Below are 23,450 nucleotides of genomic sequence, written 5' to 3'. Positions count from 1 at the left end.
GGCCGCGATTATCGCCGGGATCGACGCTGCCTGTTCGGAAAAATGCCCTCTAATCACGCTTTCATGCGCGACGAATCGGCGACACGAAAGTCGCTTGACGCAATCCGCATATCGCGGCTAGGCCGACGTTTGCGCCGCACCGCCAAAACGCCGCCGATACTCGGCCGGCGACACGCCCACGTGCTTGAGAAAAGCGCGCCGCAAGGTATCGGCGTTTGCAAACCCGCAGCGCGCGGCCACGCGTTTGGGTGCTTCGGCCTCGGTTTCGAGCAACGCACGCGCCGCATCGACGCGCACGGCCTCCACCCAGGCGGCGGGCGTGAGACCCACCTCGGCCTGAAACAGGCGCGCGAAGTGACGGGGGCTCAGGCCGACTCGTTCGGCAAGATCCGGCACGCGGTGCGCGAGCGCCGGATTGGCGGCCACCCAGCGCTGCACCTCCTGAAGCGCCGAGCGCCCCGCCGGACGCGTTTCGCCCTTGCGGCTGAACTGCAGCTGGCCGCCGGGGCGCTTGAAGAACATCACGAGCTGGCTCGCCACCTGCATGGCGATCTCGCGGCCCAGGTCTTCCTCGACGAGCGCCAGCGCCAGATCGAGCCCCGCCGTCACCCCCGCCGCCGTGCGCAGCTTGCCGTCGCGCACGTAGAGCGAATCGGCTTCGATCGAGACCGTCGGGCAGGCCTGCGCCAGCGCTTCCACCGATGCCCAATGCGTGGTGAGCCGCCGCCGGTCCAGCAGGCCGCTGGCCGCCAGCGCGAATGCGCCCGTGCAGACCGAACCGAAGCGCCGCGCCCGCCCCGCGTTCACGCGCAGCCAGTCGATCACGCGCGGGGTCAGCTGGCTGGTCGCCGCGTCCGGCGCGCCGGCCACCAGCAGCGTGTCGATGCGCTCCTGGGCGCGCTCGGGCGTCTGCTTGCCGGCCACTTCGTCGGGCAGGAGACGCACGCCGGACGAACTGCGGATCGGCCCCGGGCGGCAGGCGACCACGCGCAGCTCGTAGACCGTGCGGCCGGCTTCGATATTCGCCTGTGCAAACACATCGAGCGGCCCGCTGACGTCGAGCAGTTGCACGCCCGGCAATGCAAGGATGGCGATGATTTTTGGCATGGGGTCAGGCTCCGGCAGGTGCGCGATTGCGTGTGCACGACATGCATGGCGGCATGCTTTGCGGCATGCGTCCGGATCACGCGCGAAATGGCAGAATTCGACGTACTCAGTCAATAGTGGACAATGCTATCACAGGCCAGAATGGATTCATTCCCCCCAGGACGGAGTCCTTCCATGAGCCTCGATCTTTCCGCCATCGCCCCCCGCATCCCCGATAGCCAACTCGCCCGCGAAATCACCGAATTCGTGCGCGATACGGAATCGCCGCTGCTGTTCCATCATTCGAGCCGCGTCTACTACTTCGGCGCGCTGGCTGGTCAGCATCGCGGCCTGAAGTTCGATCCCGAACTGCTCTACGCGGGCGCGATGTTCCATGATGTCGGCCTGATGCATTCGCACAGCAGTGAACACGAACGCTTCGAAGTGGACGGCGCAAACGCCGCGCGCGACTTCCTGCGCGCACGCGGCATCGCCCAGCATGACCTCGACCTGGTGTGGACTGCGATCGCGCTTCACACCACGCCTGGTATTCCTCAACATATGCATCCCGTGATCGCACTGGTGACAGCGGGCGTGGAGATGGATGTGCTGGGTCTGACGTATCACGAGTACAGCGATGCGGAGCGTGAGGCGGTGGTGCATGCACATCCCCGCTCGGAGCACTTCAAGGAGGACATCATTCAGGCCTTCTATGATGGTATTCACCATAAGCCCGCCACGACGTTCGGCAACGTGAAGGCCGATGTGCTCGCCGACAAGGATCCGCATTTCCACGCGGGCAACTTCTGCAGCGTGATTCGCCACTCGGCGTGGAAGGCTTGAGCGAGTGCTAGAGCGCTGATGCGCAGGTAACAAAAAAGCGCGCCGGCTTTCGCCTGGCGCGCTTTTGCTTTAGCCCTTTGTTTTCAGGGCTCTTGACCGGCCAGCTCGATCCCGGCGCGCGACTGCCTGCGTGCAATCACCACCGCCAGCAGCGCGCAAGCCGCCAGCATCGCGAATGCGAAGCCCGCCACCGAAGGCCACTGGCCGTTCTGCCAGAACCAGCCGCCCCACGATCCCAGCACGCTTGAGCCCAGGTAATACGCCAGCAGATAAAGCGAAGTGGCATGGCCTTTCGCCCCGTCGGCGAGCTGCCCCACCCAGCCGCTCGCGACCGAATGCGTCGTGAAAAAGCCCACCGTCAGCACGACAATGCCGAGCACCACGGGCACCAGCGCGTGGGAAAGCGTCAACGCCAGGCCCAACGCCGCGACGATCACGCCGCCCAGCAGCACCGGGCCGCGTCCGCAGCGATCCGCGAGCGCGCCCGCCGCCGTCGCCGCTGCGATGCCGAACAGATAGGCGCAGAAAATCAGGCCCGTTTGCGTCGAGCTGAGGTCGAACGGCGGCAACAGCAACCGGAAGCCCGCGTAGTTGTAGATCGTCACGAAAAAGCCCATCGCGAGGCAGCCGGTAGCGAACACAGCGGGCAAGGTCGGCGCGCTCAGATGCTTGCGCCACAGCGCGAAGTGATGCGCGGGATTCAGGCTCGCGCGGCGCACGAAGCGGCGCGAGGCGGGTAGCAGCACGAAGAACGCCACGGCGGCGGCCATGTCGATCACGCCGATCGTCAGCATGGCCGTGCGCCACGACAGATGCTCGCTGAGCCAGCTCATGCCCACGCGCCCCACCATGCCGCCGAATGCGGTGCCACCCACGTAAAGACCCATCGCGAAGCCCAGCCCGGTCGCCGAAATTTCCTCGGCGAGATAGGCCATCGCCACGGCGGGCACGCCGCCCAGCGCAAAGCCTTCGAGCGCACGCGCGACCAGAATGCCGTGCCAGCCCGGCGCGATGGCGGCAAGCACGTTGAAGAACGCGGCCAGCGTCATCGACGCGAATATCAGACCGCGCCGCCCAACGCGCTCCGACAGCGCGCCCGCGCAGAGAATCGACACGGCGAGAAAGCCGGTCGAGAGTGACAGCGACAACGAACTCTGCGCCGCGCCGATATGGAATTCGTCGGCGAACACAGGTAGCAGCGGCTGCACGCAGTACAGCAAGGAGAACGTAGCGAAGCCGGCCAGAAACAGCGCGATGCTGATACGCCGGTATGCGGCGGAGCCGGGCTGGACACCGGCAACGGAAGAAACGGAACTCATGACGACGATGCCTCACGGACACATGCAATGACGAGGCAAATTGTCCCGCTGCGTCGCTATACTGTCCAATATATGGAACCCGCTAACGCGATATCTTTTAGCACTGGCATGGAACTCCGACATCTTCGTTATTTCGTCGCCGTGGCGGCCGAGCGCAACTTCACGCGTGCGGCAGACAAGCTCGGCATTGGCCAGCCGCCGCTCAGCCAGCAGATCAAGAGCCTGGAGCGCGAACTGGGCGTCGACCTGTTCATCCGTACGCCGCAAGGGGCCGAACTCACGCGCGCGGGCGAGGCGTTTCTGGTGGAGGCGCGCCGCGTGCTCGACGACGCCGAGCGCGCTGCTCTAGTCGCGCAGCGCGCGGCACGGGGCGAATCCGGGCAGATCCGCATCGGCTTCACGGGATCGGCGGCGTTCAATCCGCTCGTGCCCAGCCTGATCCAGCGCTACAAGCAACGCTTTCCCGACGTCGACCTGACGCTCGAAGAGGCCAACACGCCACAGTTGCTCAAGGGTCTCGCCGACGATCGCCTCGACGCGGTCTTCTTCCGCCCCGACCGCGACAGCACGCTCGCGCTTCCCGGCATCGCCCTGCACCGCTTTCCCGACGAGCCGATGAAGATCGCATTGCCCTCCGCGCATCCGCTTGCTGCGCGCCGCCGCCTGCCGCTCGCGGCGCTGGAGCGCGAGCCGTTCGTGCTGGTGGCCGGTCCCGCCGGCTCCACGCTGCACGACGAGATCGTGCGCGGCTGCGCGGAGGCGGGTTTTAGCCCGCGTCTTGCTCAGCCCGCGCCGCAGGTATCGTCGGTGGTGAATCTGGTGGCGGCGGGCCTGGGCGTGTCGATCGTGCCCGCCGCCATCGCCCAGGTGCAGGTCAAGGGCGTGCGCTATCTCGACGTCACGGGCGTGCGCCTGCGCGCGCGCCTGGCGCTGGGCTGGCGCGACAAGAACCCGCTGCCGACGGTGAGCGAGTTCGTCGCGCTGGCCTAGCGCTCGCCTCGCGGCGCGCAATGCTATTCTTGCGCCGATACCCGGACGCCGCGCGGCGGCATCACCTGGAGGCTCTGGCGATACCATGCAGCGCAGCGTGAAAGGCACGGCGGGCCACCCGCGCCCCGACCGTTTCTCAAGCATCGTCATGAAGCGCCCGCGTCTGGTGGTGACGCTATGCTTTATCGGCGCGATGCTGCTGTTGATCGTGGTGGGCCTGCGCCAGTTGTACAACATGACGCGCAACGACCTGCACAGCCGCCAGCGCGACCTCGAAGTGCGAGCCGTGGGCGTGGATGCGCTGATCGAAGCCGAACGCCGCCGCCTGATGTTCCTGCGCAATTTCGCCGAGCATCAACTCAGCGCCTCCGGGCAGCCCTCGCCCGCCGAGCAATCCTCCGTCATGAAGGCATTGGCGGCCTCGACTCAACCGGTCTGGCACATTGCCGGCGCGCTCGACGGCCCGAATGTGTACGGCACCAATGCAGCGGGGCTCACAGGACTCGAAGGCTTCCAGCGCGACGGCGCCACGCTGCCTGCCGACATCGCGCTCGCGCGCGCGATCAGCCCGCTCGTGCAGATCAGCCAGCACGCCGACGCCGTGCAAAGCACGGTGGCTTTCATTTCGTCCAACGGCCTTTTCGTCATCGCCCCTGAAAATCAGGGCCGCACGGTGTCCGAGTTGCTGCGCCGCTTCAGCACCATGAACTACTATCGCGGCCAGTTGCCTGCCAGCAATCCCGCGCGCGACGTGCTGTGGACGCCGGTCTACACCGGCTTGCAGAAGGGCGAATCGATCTCGACGCTCAGCGCGCCCATCTATGTCGGCAATCATTTTCGTGGCGCGGTGGTGATGGACATCACGCAGTCGCGCCTGCTGTCGCTCCAGCTTTCTTCCGGCGAAACCGACGACGACGATAACGACGCGGTTGAATTCGGCCTCCTGAACAGTAACGGCCACGTCGTCTATTTCCGCAATGGCACGCTCACCGAACAGCCACCGGCTGGCTTCAGCGCCGATCTGCTCAAGCTCGCGCAAACCTCGGCCGACCGCTGGATGCAAAAGGGTTCCGGCTATATCGAACATCGCGGCACCTATCTGCTCTATCAGCGCGTGGGTCAGACGCACTGGATGCTCCTCGCGCCCACCGACAACACGGAACTCACGCTTGCCGCCGCACGGCGCGTCTTCAACAGCCCCGTGATCGCCGCGTGGGTCGTTCTGATCCTGTTGCTGATGGGCACGCTGCGCATCGTGACGAATATCTTCGGTCATTACGTGGAGGCGAGCGAACGGCTCGAATTGCTGGCGCGCAGCGACCCGTTGACGGGTCTCGCGAACCGTCGGCGTTTCATGGAAGCCTTCGCGGAGGCGCTAGAACGCGCCCAACGTGCTGAACGTACGGACAGCGACACGAGCGAAGCAGGCGCGCAGGCCACGCCCGCCCGCATGGCCGTGCTGATGCTCGACATCGACTTCTTCAAGCGCGTGAACGACCGCTACGGTCATGCAGCAGGCGATCGCGTGCTGACGATCTTCGCGCACCTGCTGCATGCCAACCTGCGCAGCGTGGATCTGCCCGCGCGCGTGGGCGGCGAGGAGTTCGCGGCGCTGCTGCCCGATGCCGATCTAACGACCGCCGCCGCCGTGGCGGAACGCGTGCGCAGCGCCGTCGAAGCGCACGCGCGCGACAGCAACGCGCCCGCAGGCAGCGCCGATGCGATTGCGTTCACCGTCTCGATCGGCGTGGCCGCCAGCCCTGAAGACGGCGCAGCCGACTACGAAGCGCTCATGCAGGTCGCCGACCGGCGTCTCTACATCGCCAAGGAAAGCGGGCGCAATCGCGTCGTGCATGCCGATCTGCAGACGCATTGACGCGTTGGCGGCTGGTTTCATGCACAACGGATGACGCTGCACACCCACCGCACGACGGGGCGCGAAAGACGTTAACATCGGCGTGCCCTCCACCTGCGCGCGCGCCTATCCGGCCGACATAGCGGCATGAAAAGCAGATTGTCCGTGCTGGCCACCTTCTGCCTCGTCGCGCTCGGCGTTTGCGCGACGCTTGCGGCGGTCGTCTGGGCCGCCGACACCGTGGTCGAGCAACACCAGCGCGCGCAGATCGACGAATATTCGCGCCGTGCACTCGTGCGCGCCGAACTCGTGACCGCCGAGGCCGAAGCGGCGCTGCGCACACTCACGACCGACGACAATACGCCCTGTACGCCGGATCATTTGCAGGCGATGCGGCGCGTGGAGGAGCAATACCGCTACATCCGCAATGTCGCATGGACCGACGGCGAAACGATCCGCTGCTCATCGTTGCGCGGCCTGACCGCGAGCGCACTGCCGCCTGCGCAATGGAACTATCACGACGGCTTCAGCGCATGGTCCACGGAAAGCGGCAAACGCGGCAACGAAACGCGCATGCTCAATATCCGCTACGGCAGCCATATCGTCGTGGTCGATCCGCGTTTTTATCTGGACATCGTGCCGCTCGACGACACGATCGAACTCGCACTGCTCGAATCGCTCGAAGGCGCGGTCGTCACACGCTGGCCACGCGCGGACGCGGCGCTGATGCGCGCCGCGCTGTTTCGCGAGCCCGCGGCCGGTTTCTACGAGCAGCGCTATTACGTGGTCGATCGCTCGCAACGCTATCCGCTTGCAGTGGTCGCTTACGAGCCCTCGGATCGCGTACGGCCTGACATCGCCGGGCAGTTCAAATTTTTCCTCGCGCCCGCGCTGCTCGCGAGCGCGCTGGGCACCTGGCTCATCCTGCGCTGGCGTCGCAAGCTGCGCACGCCGCGCCACGCCTTGCTGGAAGGTATCCGCCAGCGCCAGTTCACAGCGTGGTTCCAGCCGCTCGTCGATTTGCGCACAGGCCGCTGCGTGGGCGCGGAGGCGCTGGTGCGCTGGACGCTCGCGGATGGCACCGTGATCGCGCCCGACACCTTCATTCCGATGGCGGAGTCGCTCGGCCTGATCCAGCCGATCACCGATCTCGTGATCCAGTCCGTGTTCGCGGGCGCGGGCGATCTGCTCGCGCAGCGCCGCGATCTGCACATCTCCATCAATGTCACGCGCGACGATCTGATTTCCTCGCGCTTCCTGGGCACGCTCAAAGCCTGCTTTACGCATCAAGACGTACAGGCGCAACAGATATGGTTTGAATGTATTGAGCGCGCGTTTATCGACGCGCAGCAACTCGGGCCGGTTTTGCAGGGCTATCGCGATGCGGGCCACAAGGTTTTCATCGACGATTTCGGTACGGGCTATTCGAGCCTCGCCTATCTGCACGCACTGCCCGTGGACGGCATCAAGATCGACAAGTCCTTTATCAACGCGTTGACGTCGGGTTCGGAGGTCAATGCGATCGTGCCGCACATCATCGGCATCGCGCACGAACTGAAGCTGGCGATGGTCGCGGAAGGCGTGGAGATCGAAGCGCAGGCCGCGTATCTGCGCGAACAGGGCGTGCAGTTCGCGCAGGGCTGGCTCTATGCGAAGGCCATGCCGGCGGCGGAATTCGTGCGCTGGGTCGAGGAAAATGCTGTAAAAGCCGCGTAAAAATCAAGCCTGGCGTCGTGCGTGGTGGGCGCGTGTTGCATACGCATAGGCAGGTTGCGGCGCGGCGAATGCACGGCTCGCGCCTGCCGCCTTGCTGAGGATCGCGCTGTCGTAAGCGCGGCCCGCGAAACGCACCACATCGACCAGGCTGAAGCCCTGCGCCCGATAGAACGCCACCAGATGCGAGGCCGGAAACGGCGTATCCAGCGCCACCTGCGTGAAGCCGCGCGCAGTGGCCCATTGGCTCGCAAACGAAAGCAGCGCCCGGCCTATGCCCCGGCTTTGCCATGCCGGTTCCACGCCGAACTGGTGCAGCGACGCCACGCCGCGCTGGCGATAGTGCTCGCAAGGCGATTCGCCGTCGCGACCTTCGAGCGTCATCGTCCCGACGATGCGGCCATTGCAGACCGCCACGAAGCAGTCCCCGGCCAGCGCGCGCGCCCGCGTGGCGCTCGTCGCCTGATCGACACACGCGCAATGTATGCCCAGCGTGGCAAGACGCGCGAAGGCGCGGTGCAGCAGTTGCGTGAGGAACTCCCACGAGTCGCGCTGCGGATCGAAACGTCGCAACACCAGGCGGCCGATGCCGGGCTGATGGCTGATGATCCGGTCGTGCTGGCTTTGCGGTGCGCGCTGCGTCGACATGGCCTCTCCCGTCGTTTCCATGCAGCCCAGTCTAGGTTTGCGCGCCGGGGGTCACAAGCAAAAATGTCGTAAAGAAGGGTTCGGTTTGCGTGCAGGAAATGCCTTGAAATTGGCTTCGAATTTGCACATACTCTGCGCGCGCAACGCCAGGATTAATGACGAGACCCACGACAGCATGGAGAGCTTGAGATGGCGCAGAAGGAAGACGCAACGCAAGGCCACCACGAACATCACTACGCGGTGACGGTGCAATGGACCGGCAATCGCGGCACGGGCACCTCGGGTTATCGCGACTATGGCCGCGATCACATCATCGAAGCGGCCGGCAAGCCCGCGATCCCCGGATCGGCCGATCCGGCATTTCGCGGCGATGCGGCGCGCTGGAACCCCGAGGATCTGCTGGTGGCCTCCGCCAGCGCCTGTCACAAGCTCTGGTATCTGCATCTGTGCGCCGACGCGGGCGTCGCCGTGCTCGACTATGTGGACGAGGCGCAAGGCACGATGGTCGACGACGCCCACGCGGGTCACTTTAAGGAAATCGTGCTGCGTCCGCGCGTGACGATTCGCGCGGGCGACAACCGCAGTCTCGCGGAGCAGTTGCATCACACCGCGCATGAGCACTGCTATATCGCGAATTCAGTCAACTTTCCGATCCGCTGCGAGCCTGTGGTCGTCGCTGAAGCAGCGTAAAGCTCACCCTGCGGCCTGCGCGATATACGCCTCCAGGCCGCTCGCCAGCGCATCGAAGACGGCCTTGCAGCGCTTGTTGCTGCGCAGGTCTTCATGCATGGCGATCCAGGTGGTCAGCTTGACGGCGCATTCGCGCGGCAGCACGCGCTGCAGGCGCGCATCGCGCCGCGCCGCGCCCAGCTGGCATATGCCGATGCCGCAGCCCTCGCGGATCATCGCCAGTTGCGCGACGTCGCTATCGGTGCGCAGCGCGAAGCTCTCGCGCTTCCAGTACGGCAGCTTGCTCGACGCCGCGCGCACGAAAGGCGTGATGGTGTCGTAGCCGATCAGCGTGTGCTGCGCGAGATCGGCGAGCGTTTGCGGCGTGCCGTATTGCGCCAGATAGTCATCGCGCGCGTGCAGCCCGATTTCGATTTCGCCGATATGACGCGCAATCAGCATGTCCTGTTGCGGCGGCGTCATGCGCACGGCGATGTCCACTTCGCGCTGCAGCAGGTCCTGCAAGCGGTTGCTGGGCACCAGCTCCACCACGATCTGCGGATGCGCGCGGCGCAGCGAGGCCAGGATCGGCGGCAGCACTTCCACACTCACCACTTCGCTTGCTGAAACGCGCACCACGCCGCGCATGGCGTTGCCCTGGCCCGACGCCGCGCGCTCCAGCGCCGCCGCCGTACTGCGCATCGATTCGGCGTAGCCGCGCAGCGTTTGCGCCGCTTCCGTAGGCAGGAAACCTGCTGGCGAGCGCGTGAAGAGCGGCTGGCCAAACGCGCTTTCGAGCGCCGCCACGTGCCGCCCCGCTGTGGGCTGCGTGATGCCGAGCGCGCGCGCCGCGCCCGAGAGCGAGCCTTCCGTCAGCACGGCGAGAAAGGTTCGGTAGAGTTCCCAATTGAGGTTCGAGGCCATACATAAATGTATAGCGGCTGGACGATTCCAGGCAATTTTTATTGAACCTCCGGACGCGCAGAATGCAGCCATCGACACTTCATTCAAGCGAGAACGATCATGGCGGCTGATCTCAATGAAACGACGCCCACGGCGCTCGTGCTGGGCGTAAGCGGCGGCATCGGCGGCGAAGTCGCGCGGCAACTGAGCGGCGCGGGCTGGCGCGTGCGGGCATTGCAGCGAAGCACGAGCAACGCGGGCGCTGTCAGCGGCATCGCAACCGTGCAGGGCGATGTCATGGACCGCGACGCCGTCATGCGCGCCGCGCAGGGCTGCGAGGTCATCGTCCACGCGGTGAATCCGCCGGGCTACCGCCGCTGGGCCGACCTCGTGCTGCCGATGATCGACAACACGCTGGCCGCCGCGCAGGCCGCACACGCTACCGTGGTGCTGCCCGGCACGGTCTACAACTACGGCCCGCAAGCGCTGCCCCTCGTCGCCGAAGACGCGCCGCAGCAGCCGCGCACCCGCAAGGGCGCGATCCGCGTGGAACTGGAGCGGCGTATCGAAGCCGCCACCGCCCGCGACGTGCGCGCAATCGTGGTACGCGCGGGCGACTTCTTCGGGCCGCGCGTGGGCAATAGCTGGCTCGCGCAGGGCTTCCTGACGCCCGGCCAGCCATTGCGCGCAGTGCGCGAGCCGGGCACGCCGGGCGTGGGCCACTGCTGGGGCTATGTGCCCGACGTCGCCCGCACCATGCTCGAACTGATCGAGCAACGCGCTACGCTCGCGCCCTTTGCGCGCTTTCATGTGGCCGGCCACTGGGACGCCGACGGCACTCAGATGGCCGCCGCGATCTGCCGGGTGGCCGCGCGGCACGGTCTCACGGTCAAGCGCGGCGCTTTTCCCTGGCCGCTGATCTACGTGGCGGCGCTCTTTTCGACCACGCCGCGCGAAATGCTGGAGATGCGTTATCTCTGGCGCGAGACGCTTGAACTGGACAATACGCGCCTGGTCGCGACGCTTGGCCGCGAGCCCCATACGCCGCTCGATATGGCCGTGGAGGCCACACTGGCGGGGCTTGGGTGCCTGCCGTCGGCGCAAAACCGGATGGTTGCCGCGCACTGAAGACGCGTTGCCAAGGCCCCATTGCAACCCGTAAAAGACAGGCCGGATGGCCCTAACCCGGCCCCAAAAACCCTCGCAAAAAACGTCATCGATGGCCCGCAACGCGGGCTCGCGCTAAAATGCGCCCCGTTCCTGCAAGCAACATGCGACTTACGGAGAAGTCTGATGATTATCGAACCGCGCGTCCGCGGCTTCATTTGCGTGACGGCCCATCCGGCGGGATGCGAAGCCAACGTCGCTCAGCAAATCGAATACGTTAAACAAAACGGCCCTGTCGCCAACGGCCCGAAGCGCGTCCTCGTGCTCGGCTCCTCGACGGGTTATGGTCTGGCTGCACGCATTTCGGCGGCCTTTGGCTCGGATGCGGCCACGCTCGGCGTGTGCTTCGAGCGCGCCGGCACCGACACGCGTCCGGCCACGGCCGGCTGGTACAACACGGCGGCGTTCGAAAAGTTCGCCACCCAGAAGGGTCTGTACGCGAAAACCATCAACGGCGATGCGTTCTCGAACGCCGTCAAGCAGGAAACCATCGAGACGATCAAGCGCGATCTCGGTCAGGTCGACCTGGTGGTCTATAGCCTCGCCGCACCGCGCCGCACGCACCCGGTCACGGGCGTCGTGCACAACTCGACGCTCAAGCCGGTCGGCAAGCAGCTGCGCATGCGCGGCATCGACACCGACAAGGAAATCGTCAAGGAAACCGTGCTCGAAGCGGCCAGCCAGGACGAGATCGACGGCACCATCGCAGTGATGGGCGGCGAAGACTGGCAGATGTGGATCGACGAACTGGCCGCCGCCGGCGTGCTGGCCGATGGCGCAAAGACCACGGCCTTCACGTACCTCGGCGCGGAAGTCACGCACGACATCTACTGGAACGGTTCGATTGGCCAGGCCAAGAAGGATCTCGACCAGAAGGTGCTGGACATTCGCGCGAAGCTCGCAACGACGGGCGGCGACGCCCGCGTGGCGGTGCTCAAGGCCGTGGTGACGCAGGCCAGCTCGGCGATTCCGATCATGCCGCTGTATCTGTCGCTGCTGTTCCGCGCGATGAAGGCCAACGGCACGCACGAAGGTTGCATCGAGCAGGTCTACGGCCTGTACAAGGACTCGCTCTACAGCGCCACGCCGATCCTCGACGACGAAGGCCGTCTGCGCGCCGACTACAAGGAACTCGATCCCGCCATCCAGGAGCAGGTCAAGGCCTGGTGGAATGACGTCGCCGACGACAACATCTACGCGATGACCGATTTCGCGGGCTACAAGGCGGAGTTCCTGCGCCTGTTCGGCTTCGGCATCGAAGGCGTGGACTACACCGCCGACGTAAATCCGAACGTCGCGATTCCGGGTATCGTCGAGAAGGCGTAAATCTGGATGCGCAACGGGCGAATGCTCGTTGCGCACGCAACTTCATCAGCGCGCTTGCTGGCTTCAGCGTTGCGCGCCGATCAACAGCATCATGGGCCGCTCGCATTCCTCGGCGAGATCGGGCATCGCGTCCAGCTGTGCCTGCGTCGGCCCCCATTCGATCAAACGCGTGAGCGTGAAACCGCTGTCGATCAGCGTATTCACGAGCGTTCCCACCGTGCGATGCTGTTTCACTACGCCTGGCGCCAGCCAGTTGGTCACGCGCGGACCCTCCTTCTGATAACTGTCGAGCGGCCAGCTTTTGTGGCCGGTTTCGTCCGTGCGAAAGCCCGGCGCGCGCGGCGCCATGTAGATCGGATGCTCGATCGAGAAAACCAGTTTGCCGCCAGGTACGAGCGCGCGATGGATCGTGCGCAGCAGCGTGGGCAATTGCGCGACGTAGTGGAACGCGAGCGAACTGTAGACGAGGTCGAACGCGGCTTCGGGCAGGTCGAGTGTTTCGAGGTCGGCGCGACGCCAGGTGATGGACGCGTCCGGCGACATGTTTTGCGCGCGTTCGAGCATGCGCTCCGAAACGTCGACGCCTTCGATCGTCGCCGCGCCCTGCTGCGCGGCCCAGCGGCAAAACCAGCCGTATCCGCAGCCTAGATCGAGTACGCGCAGCCCGCGTGGAACGGGCAACATCGAGCGCAACGCGGGCCATTCGGGCGCGCCGTCGAGGCCGTGAACCGAACGGTTCAGGCGGCTATAGCCGTCGAAGAAGGCGGGATCGTCGTAGATGTTTTGAGTCATGCGCGAAAGTGTCTCACGCATGACTTTCGGGCGCGCCCAGCCTGAAACTCAATGCGAATGCTTCGGCACCTCCGCCCCTCTGCAGCCCACCAGGAAATCGAAATCGCAGCCCTCATCGGCTTGCAGGACGTGGTCGACATAGAGCTTGCGATAACCGCTGCCATCCGCCGCCAACGGCTGCTGCTGCGCGCGCCATTCATCCAGACGCGCGCGGATTTCATCATCGCCGATATCCACGCGCAGCAAGCCTCGATCGCAATCCAGTTCGATCCAGTCGCCATCTCGCACGATCGCCAGCGGGCCGCCCGCGCGCGCTTCGGGCGCAACGTGCAGCACCACCGTGCCATAAGCCGTGCCACTCATGCGCGCGTCCGACACGCGCACCATATCCGTCACGCCCTGCGCGAGCAGCTTGGGCGGCAGGCCCATATTGCCGACTTCTGCCATGCCGGGATAGCCCTTCGGGCCGCAATTCTTCATCACGAGTACGGAATCGGCCGTGACGTCCAGATCCGGATCGCCGATGCGCGCCTTGTAGTCCTCGAAATTCTCGAACACCACGGCGCGGCCGCGATGCTTGAGCAATTCAGGCGTGGCCGCCGATGGCTTGAGCACCGCGCCGTTGGGCGCAAGATTGCCGCGCAGCACGCACAGGCCGCCGTCTTCCACGAGCGGTTTGTCGAGCGGACGGATCACCTCGTCGTTGTAGTTCGGCGCTTCGCGCACGTTCTCCCACAGCGTGCGCCCGTTCGCGGTGAGCGCATCGGGATGCGGCAGCAGATTCGCTTCGCCCAGACGACGCAGCACGGCAGGCAGACCACCCGCGTAATAGAACTCTTCCATCAGGAAGCGACCCGACGGTTGCAGATCGACCAGCGTGGGCGTGCCGCGCCCGATGCGCGTCCAGTCGTCGAGTTCCAGCGGCACGCCCATGCGCCCCGCAATCGCCTTCAAATGAATCGCCGCATTGGTCGAGCCGCCAATCGCCGCATTGGCGCGAATCGCATTTTCAAACGCCTCGCGCGTCAGCAGCTTCGACAGACGCAAATCCTCCAGCGCCATTTCGACGATTCGTATTCCTGACATTTGCGCGAGCACATAACGCCGCGCATCCACGGCGGGAATCGCTGCGTTATGCGGCAGCGTCACGCCCAGTGCTTCCGCCATGCAGGCCATCGTCGAAGCCGTGCCCATGGTGTTACACGTTCCCGCCGAGCGCGACATGCCCGCTTCCGCCGACATGAAATCGTGAATCGAAATCTTGCCCGCCTTGACCTGCTCGCTCAGTTGCCACACCACCGTGCCCGAGCCGATATCGCGGCCTTCGTGCTTGCCGTTGAGCATCGGGCCGCCGCTCACCACGATGGCGGGCACATCGCAACTGGCCGCGCCCATCAACAGCGCGGGCGTAGTCTTGTCGCAGCCCACCAGCAGCACCACGGCATCGACGGGATTGCCGCGGATCGACTCCTCCACGTCCATCGAGGCGAGATTGCGCGTGAACATCGCCGTGGGCCGCAGATTCGATTCGCCGTTGGAAAACACCGGGAATTCCACCGGAAAGCCGCCCGCCTCGTAGACGCCGCGCTTGACGTGCTCGGCCAGCTTGCGGAAGTGCGCGTTGCAGGGCGTGAGTTCCGACCACGTATTGCAGATGCCGATGATCGGCTTGCCCGCGAACTCGTGATCGGGAATGCCCTGATTCTTCATCCAGCTGCGGTACATGAAGCCGTTCTTGTCGGTGGTGCCGAACCACTGGGCCGATCGGAGTTTGGGCTTACGGGTGTTCATGGCTTTGCCCACTTTGTGAGAAAGACCCATAAATAGCATGACTATATGAGCCTGGATGATCGGGAAAACGCTAATAAAAACGGTCGATGCTGTTGCATATAGTTTGCCTATTCAGCAAAGCAAGGCAAACGACCCGAAGGCGACCGAGGGTCCGGGATGGCGCGATTTTCTCGTGAAACTGTCCGGCCGTGGCGGACGCGGGTGTTGCGCCGTGAATTAAAAAACTACAGAGCAACATCGGAGACACGCATGAAACTGGCAACTCGCATGGTGAGCGGGTTCGTCGCTGCAGCGGCGGCCTTCTCAATGACGGCGGGCATCGCCCACGCCGAAGACAAGCAGATCACGCTGGGCTTCGCCCAGGTGGGCGCGGAAAGCGCCTGGCGCACGGCCAACACCGTTTCGGTGAAATCGGCCGCGAAAGACGCCGGCATCAACCTCAAGTTCTCAGACGCCCAGCAGAAGCAGGAAAACCAGATCAAGGCGATCCGCTCGTATATCGCACAGAAGGTCGATGTGATTGCGTTCTCGCCGGTGGTCGAATCGGGCTGGGAGCCGGTGTTGCAGGAAGCCAAACGCGCGAAGATTCCCGTGATCCTCACCGACCGTAACATCGACGTGAAGGATCAATCGCTGTACGTCACGATGATAGGCTCGGACTTCATGGAAGAAGGCCGCCGCGCGGGCAAGTGGCTCGAAGACCACTACAAGAACAATCCCGGCCCGATCAATATCGTCGAACTGCAAGGCACGGTGGGTTCCGCACCGGCCAACGACCGCCACGCAGGCCTGATCGAGGTGATCAAGAACGACCCGAAGTTCAAGATCATTGCTTCGCAGAGCGGCGACTTCACGCTCGCAGGCGGCAAGCAGGTCATGGAAGCCTTCGCCAAGACCTACGGCAACAAGATCAACGTGGTCTACGCGCATAACGACGACATGGCGCTCGGCGCGATCCAGGCGATGGAAGAAGCCGGCATGAAGCCGGGCAAGGATCAGAGCGTGGTGTCGTTCGACGCCACCAAGGGCGGCTTCGAGGCGATGATCGCCGGCAAGATGAACGTGGACGTGGAATGCAGCCCGTTGCTCGGGCCGCAGTTGATGAGCGCCGTGAAGGACGTGGTGGCCGGCAAGCAGTTGCCCAAGCGCATCGTCACCAACGAGACCGTGTTCCCGATGGATGTCGCGGCCCAGACGCTGCCGTCGCGCAAATATTGAGTGGCAGGTGGGGGGAGTAGTGAGTGGCGCGTGTCACGGGTTTTCGACGTGACGCGCGCCATGTAGTTTTCATCACGCACGCTTTTCCATCACGATTAGTTAGCACTTCGTTCTTTTACGGTGCCTGCCCATGAGCGCAACGCCGCTACTCGAAACCGTTGGTCTGTCGCGAACTTTCCCCGGCGTGCGTGCGCTCGACCGGGTCGATTTTCGTCTGTTCCCCGGCGAGATTCACACGCTGATGGGCCAGAACGGCGCGGGCAAATCCACGCTCATCAACGTGCTCACTGGCGTGCACGAACCGGAGGCGGGCGAGATTCGCCTGGCCGGTCGGAGCGTGCGATTTTCCACGCCGCAGGAAGCCGAAGCCGCGGGCATCCAGACGCTTTATCAGGAAGTCAATCTCTGCCCCAATCTATCGGTGGCTGAGAATATCTTCGCGGGACGTCAGCCACGCAAGCGCGGCCTGATCGACTGGAAAACGATCCACCGCCGCGCCGCCGAAGCGCTCGCTCAACTCAATCTTTCGCTCGACGTCACCCAGTCGCTCGACACCTATCCGATTGCAATGCAGCAGATGGTGGCGATTGCGCGTGCGGTTTCCGTCGATGCGCGCATTCTGATTCTCGACGAACCCACTTCAAGCCTGGACGAAGGCGAAGTCGCGCGGCTTTTCGAGGTGCTGCGCAAGCTCAAGGCGTCGGGCATTGCGATTCTCTTCGTCACGCATTTTCTGGAGCAGACTTACGCGATCTCCGATCGCATTACGGTGATGCGCAACGGCGAGCGCGAAGGCGAATATCTTGCTGCGGATTTGCCCGTGCAAACGTTGGTCGCCAAGATGGTCGGCCTCCAGAATGCAGGCGAACGGCTCACGCAGGCCGAAGCGCCGCGCCATGATGAGGCGGCCGCCAGCACACAGGAACCGTATCTCGCCGCGCAAGGCGTCGCGCGGCGCGGCGTGCTCAATCCGCTCGATCTGGAAGTGCAGCCTGGCCAGATTCTGGGACTCGCAGGGCTGCTGGGCTCGGGGCGCACGGAAACGGCGCGGCTGCTCTTTGGCGCGGATAAAGCCGATGCGGGCGCGGTGCGTATCGACGGCAAGACGGTGAAACTCTCGTCGCCGCGCGACGCGGTCAAGCACGGCATGGCCTACTGTCCCGAAGATCGCAAGAAAGAAGGCATCGTCGCCGATCTGTCGATTCGCGAAAACATCGTGCTTGCATTGCAGGCGCAGCTAGGCTGGTGGCGCATGATTAGCCGCGCGAGACAGCGCGAACTGGCCAATCAATACATCGCGCAACTCGGCATCAAGGCGCGCGATGCGGAACAACCCATCGGCCTGCTTTCGGGCGGCAATCAGCAGAAGGTGCTGCTGGCGCGTTGGCTCGCCACCGAGCCGCGTCTGCTGATTCTCGACGAACCCACGCGCGGCATCGACGTCGCCGCCAAGTTCGAAATCATGGACCGCGTGCGCGCGTTATGCGCTAAAGGTCTGGGCATCCTGTTTATCTCGTCCGAAATCAGCGAAGTGGTGCGCGTGAGCGATCGCATCGCCGTGCTGCGCGACCGCCGCAAAGTGGCCGAACTGGCGGGCGCGTCGCGCTCGGAACACGAGGTCTATAACCTGATCGCCGGAGATCGCCGATGAACGCCCGCGTGCCCTCTGGTTTGCCCTCCTGGCTTGCGCTGCTGCTGCGGCATCCGCTCGTGTGGCCCGTCGTCACGCTGGTGGCGCTGTTCGCCGTGGACGTCGCGCATCGTGCGAATTTCCTGTCGATTACGCTGCTGGGCGGCCATCTGTTCGGCGCGCCCATCGACATCCTGATGCGCGCCGCGCCGCTTGTGGTCGTCTCGCTCGGCATGACGCTGGTGATCGCCACGCGCGGCATCGATATTTCCGTGGGCGCGGTGGTGGCCATCGCGGGCGCCGCAGCCGCCACGGTGCTCGCCGACGATCCTTCGCGCGTGGGCGTGGCATTCGGCGCGGCGCTGGCCGTCGGCCTGCTCGCCGGGATGTGGAACGGCCTGCTGGTCGCCTTTATCGGCATGCAGCCGATCATCGCCACGCTGATCCTGATGGTGGCCGGGCGCGGCGTCGCGCAACTGCTCACGGGCGGCCAGATCATTCCGATCGGCGCGAAGGGCTATCTCTACGCGGGTGGCGGTTATCTGGCGCTGGTGCCTTGCGCCGTGTGGATCGCCATCGCTGTGACCGTACTTACCGTGCTGATCGTCAATCGCACGGCGCTGGGTCTGTTTATCCGCTCGATTGGCGTGAATCCGGTGGCCGCGCGGCTCGCGGGGCTGTCGTCGCAAGCGGTGGTGTTTGGCGCGTATGCGTTCTGCGGCCTCACGGCGTCGATTGCGGGCATCCTCATCAGCTCGAACGTGCGCAGCGCCGACGGCAACAACGCGGGCCTGCTGCTCGAACTCGACGCGATTCTGGCCGTGACACTGGGCGGCACGTCGCTGTCGGGCGGGCGCTTCAGCCTGGCGGGCACGGTGCTGGGCGCGCTCATCATCCAGACGCTCACCTACACCACCTACTCGATTGGCGTGCCGCCCGAAGCAACGCTGGTGGTGAAAGCCGTGGTCGTGCTGGTCGTGAGCGTGATCCAGTCGCCCGCCGCTCGCGCATTTCTGGCGGCGCAATTGCGCCGCCTCGCGACGAATCGCCGGGCGCGTGCGTAAGTGCATCCACGCGCATAAGCGCCCGTCATTCAAGGACTCTTCCGGAACTTGCCGCATGAACCGTCCCTCTCCTTCTATCGTCGCGCGCTTTGTCGATCCACGCGTCCTGCCGATTGTCGTCACTGTGCTGCTGTTTGCTGCGCTATTCGGCTTTGGTTCGGTGATGTACACCGGCTTTTTCTCGCTTCAGGTCTTGTTCGGACTCCTCGTCGATAACGCGTTCCTGCTGATCGTGGCCATCGGCATGACGTTTGTGATCATTTCGGGCGGCATCGATCTTTCCGTGGGCGCGGTGGTTGCGCTCACCACGATCCTCTGCGCCGTGGGCACCGAAAAGCTGCACTGGTCCGTGGCCGTGGTGGTGCCGCTCGTGCTGATACTCGGCACGCTTTACGGCGCGGCGATGGGCGCGCTGATCCACTTCTTCCGCCTGCAGCCCTTCATCATCACGCTCGCAGGCATGTTCCTCGCGCGCGGCGCGTGCTTTCTCATCACCACCGAATCCATCCAGATCAACGACGCCGGTTTTCACGCGCTTTCCGAATTCAACATTCCGGTGGGCAGCGGCTCGCTCACGACCGGCTCGCTGACCGCCATCGCCATGCTGGTTGCCGGCATCGTGATCGCGCATTTCACGCGCTTCGGTCGCAATGTCTACGCGATTGGCGGCAATGAGCGTTCCGCGCTGCTGATGGGTTTGCCCGTCGCACGCACCAAGATCGGCGTCTATGCGCTCTCGGGATTCTGCTCGGCGCTGGGCGGTGTAGTGTTCACGCTTTACGTGCTGTCGGGCTATGGGTTGCAGGCGCAAGGCATGGAACTCGACGCAATCGCCGCCACCGTAATCGGTGGCACGCTGCTCACGGGCGGCGTGGGTTATGTGATCGGCTCGGTGTTCGGCGTGGGGATTCTCGGCACGATCCAGACGCTCATCACCTTCGACGGCACGCTCAGTTCGTGGTGGACGCGCATCGTGATCGGCGCCCTGCTCTGCGCGTTCTGTTTGCTGCAACGCGCCACCGAACGTCACGCCGCGCGCCGCAAGTCCACCGGCGGCGGCAAAGGCGCACTGCGCACGAGGCGCGCGGTCGCGCAAACCGAAGCCCCACTCGATCCCATGCAGCAGGCCAGACTGGCCGCACCGCCGCGCGAGGCATAACGCAGCAGGGCCGGGAATAGTCCGACTAGTTAGGGGTATACATGGATTAGGAGCCGCATCGGCCCTGCACTAAGATTTTTGCGGTACCGCGCGGCGCGTCTGCCGACGTCGCCGCGATTCCGAACCTGGTCCCGCGCCTCGCCCTGAAAGCGTCGCGCCGGTCCACGCCCTCCCGGTGCCGCCCAGCATCTGCACGCACCCGACGCAACGTCGGGGTAAATCGATCCACTAGAACTCACGAGAATGAGAATCGGAGGAAGACATGGCGCAGCAACGGGATGACGATAAAGACACGAACCAGCACGGCAGCAACAACGGCAGCAGCCCCAGCGGCACGGGCCTGAACGCCACGCGGCGCGGCCTGATGCAGGGCGCGGGACTGGGCGCGGCGCTTTCGCTGATGGGCGCACTCGGCTCAATCGGCGGCGGCACGGGCGGCCTGATTTCATCGGCACAAGCTGCCGAAATGGCCTTCCCCTCGCACAAGAAGTGGAAGATCGTGTTCGTCAATCACGTCACCACCAACCCCTTCTTCGTGCCCACGCAGTACGGCATTCAGGATGCCTGTTCGATGTTCGGCATGGACTATCAGTGGACCGGCTCGGCCACGTCCGACGCGGGCGAAATGGTGCGCGCGGTCAATTCCGCCATCGCCGCCAAGGCCGACGCCATCGCCGTGCCGATCGTCGATCCCAGCGCCTTCGACAAGCCCATTCAGGCCGCGCTGGACGCCGGCATCCCCGTGTTCGCCTATAACGCCGATGCGCCGCGCGGCAAGAGCAATCCGCGCCTCGCCTATATTGGCCAGGATCTGTACCTTTCCGGTTACCAGATGGGCGAGCGCATCGTCAGCCTGATCGACAGTGGTATGGTGGCGCTCTTTATCGCGACGCCTGGGCAGTTGAACATCCAGCCGCGTCTGGATGGCGCGAGCGACGCCATCAAGAAGTCCGGCAAGAAGATCGACATTCAGACCGTGGCCACCGGCGCGACCGTCAACGAAGAACTCTCGAAGATCAAGTCCTTCTATCTGGGCCACCAGGACCTCAAGGGCATGTTCGCCGTCGATGCGGGTAGCACGCAGGGCGTCGCGCAGGTGATGAAGGAATCGAACCTGCCGTCCAAGGGCGTGCATGGCGGCGGCTTCGACCTGCTGCCTACCACCATCCAGCTCATTCACGAAGGCTTCCTCGACTTCACCATCGACCAGCAGCCCTACGTGCAAGGCTTCTACACGGTGATGGAAGCGTTCGTGTTCCTCGCCTCGGGCGGCCTGGTGGGACCGGCCAACATCAACACGGGTCTGAAGTTCGTGACGAAGTCGACGGTCGAGCCGTATCTGAACACCTCGACGCGTTATGAAGGCAAGACCACCAAGCCGCAAATCGTGCCGATGAGCGGCGCAATCAAGTCGTGATGGACACAGTGAACGAATCCGGCAAGGTTGAAGCCCGCGCGCCCCGGCGCGCGGGTGTGGCGTGGACCTCCCACTGGGCGGCCGAACTGCGCATCCTGCTCGTGGCCGTGCTGCTGGCCGCGTACTTCGAATTCGCCAATCACGATTTCCTGCTTACCGACGCGAGTCTCGTCAATCTCTCGCAGTTCATCGCGCCGGTGGCGATCATCGCGTTCGGCGAAATCATGCTGATGATCGGCGGCGATATCGATCTGTCCGCGGGCATGGTGTTCGCCTTCGCGCCGTTCATGATGGTGTTCGCCAACGACGCGGGCGCGCCGATGTGGCTCGCCGTAGTCGCGGGCCTGGTGGCGGCCGCGATCATCGGCTTCGTGAATGGCGCGGTGACCGTGTGGCTGCGTCTGCCCTCCTTCGTCACCACGCTCGGCACGCTGTTCCTGATCAACGGCATCACGCTGACCGTGTCGCGCGGCACGCCCGCGCCCACGCCCGGCTCGCCCACTTTTGCGGGCTTCATGGGCGCGTGGGGATATAGCGAGATCCTCTGGACCATCGCCATCGCCGTGGTCATGCACACGTTACTGCGCCATACGCGCTGGGGGCTGCACACCCAGGCGGCGGGCGCGAATCCGCTGGGCGCGAGCGAGGCTGGCATTCATGTGAACCGGCTGCGACTGGGCAACTTTGTATTGGCTGCGGTACTCGCAGGCCTGACGGGCATTCTGGAAGGCTTTCGCATCACCTCGATCGACCCGCAGGCGGGCGGCAACCAGATCATGTTTCTGGCGGTGGCCGCTGCGGTGATCGGCGGCACGCCACTGACGGGCGGCTCCGGCACCATCGTGGGCGGGCTGATCGGCGCGGCGGTGCTGGGCATTCTCAACGACGGCTTCACGCTCATCGGCATCAACGCCTTTACGTTCAACATCATTCTGGGCGCGGCGATTCTCGCGGCGATGATTTTCAATATCCACGTTGGCCGCATCCGCCGCCGGGGGGCCCGCTAATGGACGAATCGCAGGCGTTCTCTCCCCCGGCAAGCGCCAATCCCGATGCACCGCTCGCGCTGCGCGGCGACAAGCTCGTCAAGCGCTTTGGCGCGGTCACGGCGCTCGATGGCGTCTCGCTCACGCTCGGCAAGGGCGAAATCCTCGGCATTCTGGGCGATAACGGCGCGGGCAAATCCACGCTCGTGAAAATCCTCACGGGCTTTCATCAGCAAACCGACGGCACCCTCTATATCGACGGCCAGCAAACGCTGTTACGCTCCGTCGATCACGCGCGCTCGCTAGGCATCGAATGCGTTTATCAGGATCTCGCGCTGGCGAATTCGCTGTCGATTTATCACAACATGTTTTTGAATCGCGAGATCGTGCGGCGCGGCCCGTTCAAGCTGCTCGATCACAAGCAGATGCGCGAGCGCGCGGCGCAATGTCTGGACGATATCGGCGTGCACGTGCCGTCCGTGGATCTGCCGGTGGAGCGGCTTTCGGGCGGTCAGCGCCAGGCCATCGCGGTGGCGCGCGCCGTGCATTCGAACGCGAAAATCCTGCTGCTCGACGAACCGCTCGCTGCAATGGGCGCGCGCGAAGCCGGGCTGATTATCGACCTCGTCATGCGCCTTAAGGAAAAGGGCGGGCTATCCATTATCATGATCATGCACAACTATGCGCAGACGCTCGATATCGCGGATCGCATCATGTTGATGCAGCGGGGCCGCGTGACGTATGAACAAAAGAGCGCGCTCACTTCGGTGGCGGAGCTCATGGACATCGTGCGGCGAGAATACCGGGCGATGCGCGCCACCAGCGCGTAGTCGTCGTCAACAGGGGGCATGCCTGACCGGCAAGCCCGGTCGGA

20 protein-coding genes are annotated in these 23,450 nt (G+C 64.6%); 14 read left to right on the top strand and 6 right to left on the bottom strand.

The features are described from left to right. Window positions 1-117: 117 nt before the first annotated feature. Entirely contained in the window at window positions 118-1,107 is a 990-nt protein-coding gene (locus F3J17_RS05440; RefSeq protein WP_167054683.1) for a GlxA family transcriptional regulator, read from the bottom strand. 174 nt (window positions 1,108-1,281) lie between these two features. Between F3J17_RS05440 and F3J17_RS05435 the strand changes: the two genes are divergently transcribed. After that, the gene (locus tag F3J17_RS05435) at window positions 1,282-1,929 is read left to right on the top strand and encodes an HD domain-containing protein (protein WP_167054682.1); all 648 of its coding nucleotides are present in this window, start codon (window positions 1,282-1,284) and stop codon (window positions 1,927-1,929) included. Window positions 1,930-2,012: 83 nt separating this feature from the next. Here F3J17_RS05435 and F3J17_RS05430 read toward each other — a convergent pair whose 3' ends face one another. Beyond that, window positions 2,013-3,248 carry an MFS transporter gene (locus F3J17_RS05430; RefSeq protein WP_167054680.1) on the bottom strand — a complete coding sequence of 412 codons (1,236 nt, stop codon included), beginning with the start codon at window positions 3,246-3,248 and terminating at the stop codon, window positions 2,013-2,015. 108 nt (window positions 3,249-3,356) lie between these two features. Between F3J17_RS05430 and F3J17_RS05425 the strand changes: the two genes are divergently transcribed. The 3 genes from F3J17_RS05425 (at window position 3,357) to F3J17_RS05415 (ending at window position 7,809) form a co-directional block, all read left to right on the top strand. Beyond that, the gene (locus F3J17_RS05425; protein WP_167054678.1) at window positions 3,357-4,238 is read left to right on the top strand and encodes a LysR family transcriptional regulator; all 882 of its coding nucleotides are present in this window, start codon (window positions 3,357-3,359) and stop codon (window positions 4,236-4,238) included. Between the two features lie 85 nt (window positions 4,239-4,323). Further along, window positions 4,324-6,114: a diguanylate cyclase gene (locus F3J17_RS05420; protein ID WP_167054676.1), complete on the top strand. Its 1,791-nt coding sequence runs from the start codon at window positions 4,324-4,326 to the stop codon at window positions 6,112-6,114. 126 nt (window positions 6,115-6,240) lie between these two features. Continuing rightward, window positions 6,241-7,809: an EAL domain-containing protein gene (locus F3J17_RS05415; RefSeq protein ID WP_167054674.1), complete on the top strand. Its 1,569-nt coding sequence runs from the start codon at window positions 6,241-6,243 to the stop codon at window positions 7,807-7,809. Between the two features lie 3 nt (window positions 7,810-7,812). Here F3J17_RS05415 and F3J17_RS05410 read toward each other — a convergent pair whose 3' ends face one another. Beyond that, window positions 7,813-8,454 carry a GNAT family N-acetyltransferase gene (locus F3J17_RS05410; RefSeq protein ID WP_167054672.1) on the bottom strand — a complete coding sequence of 214 codons (642 nt, stop codon included), beginning with the start codon at window positions 8,452-8,454 and terminating at the stop codon, window positions 7,813-7,815. Between the two features lie 189 nt (window positions 8,455-8,643). On the opposite strand from F3J17_RS05410, the gene F3J17_RS05405 reads away from it, so the two are divergent. Beyond that, window positions 8,644-9,144 (top strand): OsmC family protein, encoded by a 501-nt coding sequence (locus tag F3J17_RS05405; protein WP_167054670.1) that lies wholly within the window; start codon window positions 8,644-8,646, stop codon window positions 9,142-9,144. Between the two features lie 3 nt (window positions 9,145-9,147). On the opposite strand, the gene F3J17_RS05400 is transcribed toward F3J17_RS05405, so the two are convergent. Further along, window positions 9,148-10,047, bottom strand: coding sequence for a LysR family transcriptional regulator (locus F3J17_RS05400; protein ID WP_167054668.1), 900 nt, complete (start codon window positions 10,045-10,047; stop codon window positions 9,148-9,150). Window positions 10,048-10,146: 99 nt separating this feature from the next. Between F3J17_RS05400 and F3J17_RS05395 the strand changes: the two genes are divergently transcribed. Together F3J17_RS05395 and fabV are read left to right on the top strand one after the other, a co-directional pair. Then, entirely contained in the window at window positions 10,147-11,154 is a 1,008-nt protein-coding gene (locus F3J17_RS05395; protein ID WP_167054666.1) for an NAD-dependent epimerase/dehydratase family protein, read from the top strand. A gap of 165 nt (window positions 11,155-11,319) precedes the next feature. Continuing rightward, window positions 11,320-12,519, top strand: coding sequence for an enoyl-ACP reductase FabV (gene fabV, locus F3J17_RS05390; RefSeq protein ID WP_167054664.1), 1,200 nt, complete (start codon window positions 11,320-11,322; stop codon window positions 12,517-12,519). Between the two features lie 63 nt (window positions 12,520-12,582). Here fabV and F3J17_RS05385 read toward each other — a convergent pair whose 3' ends face one another. Beyond that, complete coding sequence (locus tag F3J17_RS05385; protein ID WP_167054662.1) at window positions 12,583-13,311, bottom strand: class I SAM-dependent methyltransferase; 729 nt, start codon at window positions 13,309-13,311, stop codon at window positions 12,583-12,585. 48 nt (window positions 13,312-13,359) lie between these two features. Then, complete coding sequence (locus tag F3J17_RS05380; protein ID WP_167054660.1) at window positions 13,360-15,102, bottom strand: IlvD/Edd family dehydratase; 1,743 nt, start codon at window positions 15,100-15,102, stop codon at window positions 13,360-13,362. 267 nt (window positions 15,103-15,369) lie between these two features. On the opposite strand from F3J17_RS05380, the gene F3J17_RS05375 reads away from it, so the two are divergent. From F3J17_RS05375 to F3J17_RS05345, 7 genes are all read left to right on the top strand, one after another. Then, window positions 15,370-16,320, top strand: a complete 951-nt coding sequence (locus tag F3J17_RS05375) for an ABC transporter substrate-binding protein (protein ID WP_240160844.1) — start codon at window positions 15,370-15,372, stop codon at window positions 16,318-16,320. A 130-nt stretch (window positions 16,321-16,450) separates the two neighbouring features. Continuing rightward, entirely contained in the window at window positions 16,451-17,971 is a 1,521-nt protein-coding gene (locus tag F3J17_RS05370; protein WP_167054656.1) for a sugar ABC transporter ATP-binding protein, read from the top strand. After that, window positions 17,968-19,014, top strand: coding sequence for an ABC transporter permease (locus F3J17_RS05365; RefSeq protein ID WP_167054654.1), 1,047 nt, complete (start codon window positions 17,968-17,970; stop codon window positions 19,012-19,014). Before F3J17_RS05370 ends, F3J17_RS05365 begins: the two co-directional genes overlap by 4 nt. Before the next feature lie 55 nt (window positions 19,015-19,069). After that, complete coding sequence (yjfF, locus tag F3J17_RS05360) at window positions 19,070-20,173, top strand: galactofuranose ABC transporter, permease protein YjfF (protein ID WP_167054652.1); 1,104 nt, start codon at window positions 19,070-19,072, stop codon at window positions 20,171-20,173. Window positions 20,174-20,435: 262 nt separating this feature from the next. Next, window positions 20,436-21,590 (top strand): sugar ABC transporter substrate-binding protein, encoded by a 1,155-nt coding sequence (locus F3J17_RS05355; protein ID WP_167054650.1) that lies wholly within the window; start codon window positions 20,436-20,438, stop codon window positions 21,588-21,590. After that, entirely contained in the window at window positions 21,590-22,597 is a 1,008-nt protein-coding gene (locus tag F3J17_RS05350; RefSeq protein ID WP_167054648.1) for an ABC transporter permease, read from the top strand. Before F3J17_RS05355 ends, F3J17_RS05350 begins: the two co-directional genes overlap by 1 nt. After that, window positions 22,597-23,406 carry an ATP-binding cassette domain-containing protein gene (locus F3J17_RS05345; RefSeq protein ID WP_167054646.1) on the top strand — a complete coding sequence of 270 codons (810 nt, stop codon included), beginning with the start codon at window positions 22,597-22,599 and terminating at the stop codon, window positions 23,404-23,406. The genes F3J17_RS05350 and F3J17_RS05345 overlap by 1 nt, the downstream gene beginning before the upstream one ends. The last annotated feature ends 44 nt before the right edge of the window (window positions 23,407-23,450 follow it).

Source organism: Burkholderia sp. Ax-1719 (assembly GCF_011753055.1).
GTDB lineage: Bacteria > Pseudomonadota > Gammaproteobacteria > Burkholderiales > Burkholderiaceae > Paraburkholderia.
Note: the sequence above shows the minus strand (reverse complement) of the source record. Positions and strands in the feature narration are given on the sequence as shown.

Bases quoted from the DNA above. Each gene is read 5' to 3' on its own strand.
- F3J17_RS05370 (WP_167054656.1), top strand. From the start codon at position 16,451: ATGAGCGCAACGCCGCTACTCGAAACCGTTGGTCTGTCGCGAACTTTC.
- F3J17_RS05375 (WP_240160844.1), top strand. From the start codon at position 15,370: ATGGTGAGCGGGTTCGTCGCTGCAGCGGCGGCCTTCTCAATGACGGCG.
- F3J17_RS05355 (WP_167054650.1), top strand. From the start codon at position 20,436: ATGGCGCAGCAACGGGATGACGATAAAGACACGAACCAGCACGGCAGC.
- F3J17_RS05345 (WP_167054646.1), top strand. From the start codon at position 22,597: ATGGACGAATCGCAGGCGTTCTCTCCCCCGGCAAGCGCCAATCCCGAT.
- F3J17_RS05365 (WP_167054654.1), top strand. From the start codon at position 17,968: ATGAACGCCCGCGTGCCCTCTGGTTTGCCCTCCTGGCTTGCGCTGCTG.
- F3J17_RS05435 (WP_167054682.1), top strand. From the start codon at position 1,282: ATGAGCCTCGATCTTTCCGCCATCGCCCCCCGCATCCCCGATAGCCAA.
- F3J17_RS05350 (WP_167054648.1), top strand. From the start codon at position 21,590: ATGGACACAGTGAACGAATCCGGCAAGGTTGAAGCCCGCGCGCCCCGG.
- fabV (WP_167054664.1), top strand. From the start codon at position 11,320: ATGATTATCGAACCGCGCGTCCGCGGCTTCATTTGCGTGACGGCCCAT.
- F3J17_RS05400 (WP_167054668.1), bottom strand. From the start codon at position 10,047: ATGGCCTCGAACCTCAATTGGGAACTCTACCGAACCTTTCTCGCCGTG.
- F3J17_RS05440 (WP_167054683.1), bottom strand. From the start codon at position 1,107: ATGCCAAAAATCATCGCCATCCTTGCATTGCCGGGCGTGCAACTGCTC.
- F3J17_RS05405 (WP_167054670.1), top strand. From the start codon at position 8,644: ATGGCGCAGAAGGAAGACGCAACGCAAGGCCACCACGAACATCACTAC.
- F3J17_RS05430 (WP_167054680.1), bottom strand. From the start codon at position 3,248: ATGAGTTCCGTTTCTTCCGTTGCCGGTGTCCAGCCCGGCTCCGCCGCA.
- F3J17_RS05380 (WP_167054660.1), bottom strand. From the start codon at position 15,102: ATGAACACCCGTAAGCCCAAACTCCGATCGGCCCAGTGGTTCGGCACC.
- F3J17_RS05395 (WP_167054666.1), top strand. From the start codon at position 10,147: ATGGCGGCTGATCTCAATGAAACGACGCCCACGGCGCTCGTGCTGGGC.
- F3J17_RS05410 (WP_167054672.1), bottom strand. From the start codon at position 8,454: ATGTCGACGCAGCGCGCACCGCAAAGCCAGCACGACCGGATCATCAGC.
- yjfF (WP_167054652.1), top strand. From the start codon at position 19,070: ATGAACCGTCCCTCTCCTTCTATCGTCGCGCGCTTTGTCGATCCACGC.
- F3J17_RS05415 (WP_167054674.1), top strand. From the start codon at position 6,241: ATGAAAAGCAGATTGTCCGTGCTGGCCACCTTCTGCCTCGTCGCGCTC.
- F3J17_RS05420 (WP_167054676.1), top strand. From the start codon at position 4,324: ATGCAGCGCAGCGTGAAAGGCACGGCGGGCCACCCGCGCCCCGACCGT.
- F3J17_RS05425 (WP_167054678.1), top strand. From the start codon at position 3,357: ATGGAACTCCGACATCTTCGTTATTTCGTCGCCGTGGCGGCCGAGCGC.
- F3J17_RS05385 (WP_167054662.1), bottom strand. From the start codon at position 13,311: ATGACTCAAAACATCTACGACGATCCCGCCTTCTTCGACGGCTATAGC.